Genomic DNA, 5250 nt, shown 5'->3' on the forward strand with positions numbered 1-5250 from the left:
AGTCGGCCGGCATTGCTACTTGGACCAGTGGCAGCAGCACGGGCGCCTCACGCTCCACGGCGGCGCGAAGGGCACGCCATGAGTTCACGCGCTCCAGCTCGTCCTTCGCGGCCTTCGCTGCGATTTCCAGATCGCGGGCTTGCAGCGCCGTTGATCAGGTCAGGTGGAACAAGCTTGAGTACACCTGCCTCTTGCATAGTCTCTAACTCATGAACATCACAGTCATCTGGGTCCTGGCGCTGGTCGTCGTGCTGATCGTCGGCCCGTTCGCCACCCTGCGTGCGGTCTCGCACTACAAGGCGCGGCGCCTTGCCAAGCCGAAGGACGACAAGGCGGACGACGAAGATCCGAACAAGCCGACCGGCTTCTGGTGATCCGCTTAAGGTAGCGAAGCAAGGCACTGCCGCTTGATTGTCGGCCTCGCTGCACCCATGTCCCGATCATGAGCAAGCGCGGCGGGCGGCGATGAACTGGACGGAGGGCTACATCGGCTTCGGCATGGCCGTGTTCGCGGCGGTGCTGTGCGTCAATTACTGGCGCAAGCGGCAGGCAAAACGCAGCCGCGAGCTGGCGCCGTTCCCACCCCCGTGGCGTGAGCTGCTGAGACGGCGTCTGAAGCTGCTCGGCCGCCTGAGCCCGGAGCAAAGGCGCATGCACGAGCGGCGGGTGATGGAATTCCTCGCCGACATCCGCATCAAGGGCTGCAACGATTTCGTCGTCACCGAAGAAGTGCGGGTGCTGATCGCCGGCTACGCCTGCCTGATGCTGCTCAGGCCCGATGCCTACGTGTTTCGCGGCCTGCGCACCGTGCTCGTTTACCCCACCGCGTTCTGGGTGCGCCATCACGAACCCGATGCGATCGGCCTGGTCAGCGATGAGCCGGAGCTGCGTCTCGGCGAATCCTGGAATGGCGAGCGCGTGGTGCTCAGCTGGGAGGATGTCGAAGCCGCGCTCGCAGGCGATGCCGTCAACGTGCTGGTCCACGAGTTCGCCCATCAGCTGGACGCCGAGAATCCGGAGACCGAAGGCGCGCCGCTGCTGCCGGATTATGGCCGCTGGTCGAAAGTGATGAGCGCCGAATACAAGGCGCTGGAGCAGCGTTCGTCGCAGGTGATCGACGACTACGGCCTCGAAGGCCCGACCGAGTTCTTCGCGGTGGCCACTGAAGCCTATTTCCAGCGCGGCACCGAACTGCGACTGCTGCATCCGGCGCTGTATGGCCTGTTACGCGACTACTACCGAGTGGAGACGTCGGACTAGCGCTGGTCGACGCCGGGCATTGCGCTTGCAGCTGGCGTGCACTGCCCAGTGGACACCGCCTGCGATGAATATCCGGACTCGACATGAATCGCCGCGACCTGACGCATACATTCCGGCGAGCGAACTGCTCGGCGCGCTGATCCTGGCGCTGATCGCCGCCGTGTTGGTGCTGCTGCCCGCCTGCAGCAAGAACTCCGAAACCAAACCGGCGACCGCCGACCCCGGCAAGGTCCGTGCGGAGTTGAATGTCGGTTACAGCCTGCTCTACCAGCAGGCTGACGGCATTCCGAAGATGAAGTGGATCCTGATGTTCAAGGACAAGGGCAACGAACTCGATCAGACCACGACCGGCATGATGGATTACTACAAGCAGCTGGCAGCTTCGATGGAGCAGCTTGCCGCGAAGAACCCGGCGCTACGCCTCGATGCGGTGACCATGCCGGAAATTCTGGTCGACACGCGCAAGGCGATCGGTGTCGATATGGCCAAGGACTTCGCGCCGCTGGTCGGCAATACCGGGCACGAGTTCGAGCGTGAACTGGTGCTGATGTTCTACAACGCGCTGGACGAGCAGCGCCATCTGGTCGGCGTGATGATCGAGCGTGAGCCGGAACCGGGACTGAAGAGCTTTCTGGAAAAGACCAAGGCACAGCTGGAAGGCAAGCGCAGCAAGTTGGAAGAGCTGCTGAACCGCCGCTACTTCAAGCAATAAGGTTCAAGCAATAAGGCCGCTGACGATCAGTTGCGCACGTAGCCACACCAGCACGGAAACCGGTGTCGCCAACCGCCATTGCGCGTCGCTGGCACCGATGCCGACCTTGATGCCGAAACCGCCCTGAGCCTGCACTTCGCGGATGCCGTCTTCATCGGTGCGGTCATCGCCGACGAACACCGGAAAGCGCCCCTGGAACGGTGGACTGGACATCAGGGCGCGCACGGCAGCGTCCTTGCCGTGGCCATGACGGCGCGCTTCAAAGACGCATTTGCCGCTGATGATTTCCAGATCACTGCCCTGGGCGTTGACGATTTCGGTCACCACCGCGAACAGCTCGTTCTGTCGTTCCGGCGCTTGCCGGTAATGCACGGCGACGGCGGCGCGCTTGTCTTCGATCCAGACGTGAGGATCACCGGCAAAACGCGCATTCAGACGCGTTGCAAGATCGCCGAGCGAGGCCACGTCTGTCGCCGGGTTCGACGGATCATGACGAAGCTCGGCGCCATGAATGCCTGCAGCGCGCAGCTTCAGCGGGGCCAAAAAGCTGTCCAGCGATTCCAGACTGCGGCCGGTGACGATCGCCAGCGCGCCATCCAGCCGCTGCTCCAGCACCGCCAGAGTTTCACGCAGCAGAGCCGGCACGATGATCCGATCCGGATGATCGGCCAGCGCCACCAGGGTGCCGTCGAAATCGAGAAACAGCGCGTGCCGAGCCGTCAGCGCCGGCGGCTGGTTGGGTAGATCATCTGCCGGCTTGATCAAGACGCTATCAGTGCGGTGGTGAGCAGCATCAGCCATTCAGAAAATCTCAAGGGCGCACGCGATCGACGACGGCAACGGCCAGCGGCAGGCCGAGCAGCGAAATCATCAGATAGACCAGCATGCTGTTTCTCCGGGTGCAGGCCAGCAGGCCAGATTGAAGGAGCCTGCGTCCTCTCACGGACACGGCAATCAACAGCAATGAGCATTCGCCGTGCCCGGTCTGAGAGACATCTCACGCGCGGCCTTGTTCGCTGCGCCGCAGGCACGTTCCTTCTCGGCTCGCTGAATCCCCTGCCCGCAAGCGGCCGGCATTTTCTACACGGATGAGCCCTTGCCCGGTAATTCCGTTGCCGACGGAACGCCATGATTGCCGCCGCGGCCTCGGGAATGGCAGTTGCTCAGAGTCTCGATCAAGCAGCAAGGCTTCACCCGCATCGGCACTCCATGCCCTGCATTCATCACTCGAGAACTGACATGAACATCCAGAAAAATATCCTGCTACCCGTAGTCACCGCGATGGTGCTGGCAACCGGTGCCTTCGTCGGCGGAACCGCCGTTGCCGCGGCCACTGCTGAAGAGCTCAACCAAGACGGCGAGCGCGCACTCAAGGCGCTGTACAAGACCAACCCGACGGCCGAGAAGCTGGCCAGGGAAGCCAAGGCGGTGTTGGTGTTTCCGAACATCGTCAAGGCCGGCCTGGTCTTCGGCGGCTCCTATGGCGAAGGCGTGCTGACCAAGGGCAGCACGGTGTCCGGCTATTACAACTCGATCTCCGCGTCATGGGGTCTGCAGGCCGGCGCCACGACCTATGGCTACGCACTCTTTCTGATGAGTGACGCCGCAATCAAGTACCTCGATAAATCCTCTGGCTGGGAAATCGGTACTGGCCCGGCAGTGGTGGTGGTGAACGAAGGCGTTGCCAAGAACATCTCGACCTCGACCGTTCGCAAGGATGCCTATGCCTTCATCTTCGACCAGCAGGGCCTGATGGCTTCGCTGAGCATCGAAGGCACCAAGATCACGCCGATCAAGCGTTGATCGGGCGCTGATTTGGGCGCCGTAGAAGTTGCGGGAACGCTGCGTGCTGAGTGTTGGCTGTAGCTGCTGAAGCATGCGGATCGATGCACACGATGACTAACCAACCAACGCTGGACTGAAGACTGAAGGAGGATGGATTCATGTTGAATTACGCAATCGTATTTCTGGTCATCGCGCTGATTGCCGGCGTACTCGGCTTTGGCGGCGTTGCAGGCACGGCAGCCAGCATTGCCAAGGTCCTCTTTCTGGTCTTCCTGGTCCTGTTTGTTGTTTCCCTGATCAGGGGCCGGCGTCCACGTCTGGATATCTGACCGATATTCCAGGCCTTCAAGAAGTAGAGAGCAACACGTTTTTCCTCATTCCACATTTCGAGAAATAGACACTCAAGGAGTTACAGATGAGCACGAACAAAACCGCCAATGCCGCCAAGGATGTTGTTGATGACGCCGCCTCCAGCGCCGCCGCCGACAAGGCCAAGGGCCACACCAAGGAAGTGGTCGGCAGCATCAAGGCCAAGGTCGGCAGCCTGATCGGCGACAAGGAACTGGAAGCCAAGGGCCATGCCCAGAATGCTGAAGGCAAGACGGACCGCCTGAAGGGCGAGATCAAGGAAACGATCGAAGACGTCAAGGACAAGGTCAAGGCCGGTGTCGAAGTCGTCAAGGAAAAATTTACCGGTTCCGCCAAGAAGTAGTCGTCGGCAGCATCCCGGTGAATCCGAAAAAGCCCCGTTCGCGGGGCTTTTTCTTGTCTGGCGCAAAACCGTTCTCGCCATTTCCAAACTCGCACACGTCCATTCAGGCGGTTTCAACGGGGATCAAGGCCGGCCGCCGGTGCCTGCAGGCACGATAACTGACGCCTCGTGTGCATCCAGCCTGCGGTTCGCTCGGTCGTTCGGCGGCTTTCAGTGACTGGATCGGCCTTTTCCAGGCGTCACCAGAGGCAGGAATGATTTGATTCGCATGACCGACATCGTCGATACACCCACCGCGCCCGAAAGCGAAGCGCCGGAACGCGGCCTGGACGCCGCCACGGTTGAGCCCGCAGAAACAGCACGTGAGGACATCATCCCGCTGCCGTTGTCTTCGGAACTGGTGCCAGAGCCGCGCCGCGCGGCACGGAAGACGACGCTGCCTCGCAAGCAGCGCCTGGTTGCGGTATCGAATCGAGTGGGGCCTGTGCGTTCAGCCTCGCGGGCCGGCGGGCTGGCGGTGGCCCTGGTCGATACGCTGCGCGAAACCGGCGGCCTGTGGTTCGGCTGGAGCGGCAAGATCGCCGATGAGGGCGCGGTGCGAACCGAGCGTTCCAGCGGTATCACCACCGCCACTCTGGACCTGAGCCAGGACGAGTTCGACGAGTACTACAACGGCTTCGCCAATCGTTGCCTGTGGCCGCTGTTCCATTATCGGATGGACCTGACCGCCTACGATCGCCGCTTCTACGATGGCTATCTGAGAGTCAATCGCCGCTTCGCC

Annotated in this window: 9 protein-coding genes; 7 read left to right on the plus strand and 2 right to left on the minus strand. The window is 61.7% G+C overall.

Translation table 11 applies throughout. The features are described 5' to 3' along the window. The first annotated feature begins 209 nt into the window (after nt 1-209). The 3 genes from QZY06_RS12245 to QZY06_RS12255 all read left to right on the plus strand — a co-directional run bounded on the left by QZY06_RS12245 (nt 210) and on the right by QZY06_RS12255 (nt 1972). Nucleotides 210-374: a hypothetical protein gene (locus tag QZY06_RS12245; RefSeq protein WP_295684702.1), complete on the plus strand. Its 165-nt coding sequence runs from the start codon at nt 210-212 to the stop codon at nt 372-374. 91 nt (nt 375-465) lie between these two features. Next, nucleotides 466-1260, plus strand: coding sequence for a zinc-dependent peptidase (locus QZY06_RS12250; RefSeq protein ID WP_295684704.1), 795 nt, complete (start codon nt 466-468; stop codon nt 1258-1260). Between the two features lie 64 nt (nt 1261-1324). Further along, nucleotides 1325-1972 carry a hypothetical protein gene (locus QZY06_RS12255; protein WP_295684706.1) on the plus strand — a complete coding sequence of 216 codons (648 nt, stop codon included), beginning with the start codon at nt 1325-1327 and terminating at the stop codon, nt 1970-1972. Nucleotides 1973-1975: 3 nt separating this feature from the next. Here the strand turns inward: QZY06_RS12255 and otsB are convergent, their stop codons facing one another. Next, on the minus strand, nt 1976-2737 hold the full coding sequence (gene otsB, locus QZY06_RS12260) for a trehalose-phosphatase (protein WP_295684709.1): 762 nt from the start codon (nt 2735-2737) through the stop codon (nt 1976-1978). 46 nt (nt 2738-2783) lie between these two features. Beyond that, the gene (locus QZY06_RS12265; protein ID WP_295684711.1) at nt 2784-2921 is read right to left on the minus strand and encodes a hypothetical protein; all 138 of its coding nucleotides are present in this window, start codon (nt 2919-2921) and stop codon (nt 2784-2786) included. Nucleotides 2922-3253: 332 nt separating this feature from the next. Between QZY06_RS12265 and QZY06_RS12270 the strand changes: the two genes are divergently transcribed. The 4 genes from QZY06_RS12270 to QZY06_RS12285 form a co-directional block, all read left to right on the plus strand. After that, a complete protein-coding gene (locus QZY06_RS12270) occupies nt 3254-3775 on the plus strand; it encodes a YSC84-related protein (RefSeq protein WP_367275628.1) in 522 nt (173 codons plus the stop codon). Nucleotides 3776-3915: 140 nt separating this feature from the next. Then, on the plus strand, nt 3916-4086 hold the full coding sequence (locus tag QZY06_RS12275) for a DUF1328 domain-containing protein (RefSeq protein ID WP_293392302.1): 171 nt from the start codon (nt 3916-3918) through the stop codon (nt 4084-4086). An 86-nt stretch (nt 4087-4172) separates the two neighbouring features. After that, complete coding sequence (locus QZY06_RS12280) at nt 4173-4469, plus strand: CsbD family protein (RefSeq protein WP_295684716.1); 297 nt, start codon at nt 4173-4175, stop codon at nt 4467-4469. A 268-nt stretch (nt 4470-4737) separates the two neighbouring features. Then, nucleotides 4738-5250, plus strand: a 513-nt coding sequence (locus QZY06_RS12285; RefSeq protein WP_295684718.1) for a trehalose-6-phosphate synthase, incomplete at its 3' end; no start/stop codon positions are given.

The sequence above is a fragment of the uncultured Nevskia sp. genome (assembly GCF_903885465.1).
Classification (GTDB): Bacteria; Pseudomonadota; Gammaproteobacteria; order Nevskiales; family Nevskiaceae; genus Nevskia.

Coding starts and splice junctions, on each gene's coding strand:
- QZY06_RS12245 (WP_295684702.1), top strand. CDS start 210: ATGAACATCACAGTCATCTGGGTCCTGGCGCTGGTCGTCGTGCTGATC.
- QZY06_RS12250 (WP_295684704.1), top strand. CDS start 466: ATGAACTGGACGGAGGGCTACATCGGCTTCGGCATGGCCGTGTTCGCG.
- QZY06_RS12255 (WP_295684706.1), top strand. CDS start 1,325: ATGAATATCCGGACTCGACATGAATCGCCGCGACCTGACGCATACATT.
- QZY06_RS12270 (WP_367275628.1), top strand. CDS start 3,254: ATGGTGCTGGCAACCGGTGCCTTCGTCGGCGGAACCGCCGTTGCCGCG.
- QZY06_RS12275 (WP_293392302.1), top strand. CDS start 3,916: ATGTTGAATTACGCAATCGTATTTCTGGTCATCGCGCTGATTGCCGGC.
- QZY06_RS12280 (WP_295684716.1), top strand. CDS start 4,173: ATGAGCACGAACAAAACCGCCAATGCCGCCAAGGATGTTGTTGATGAC.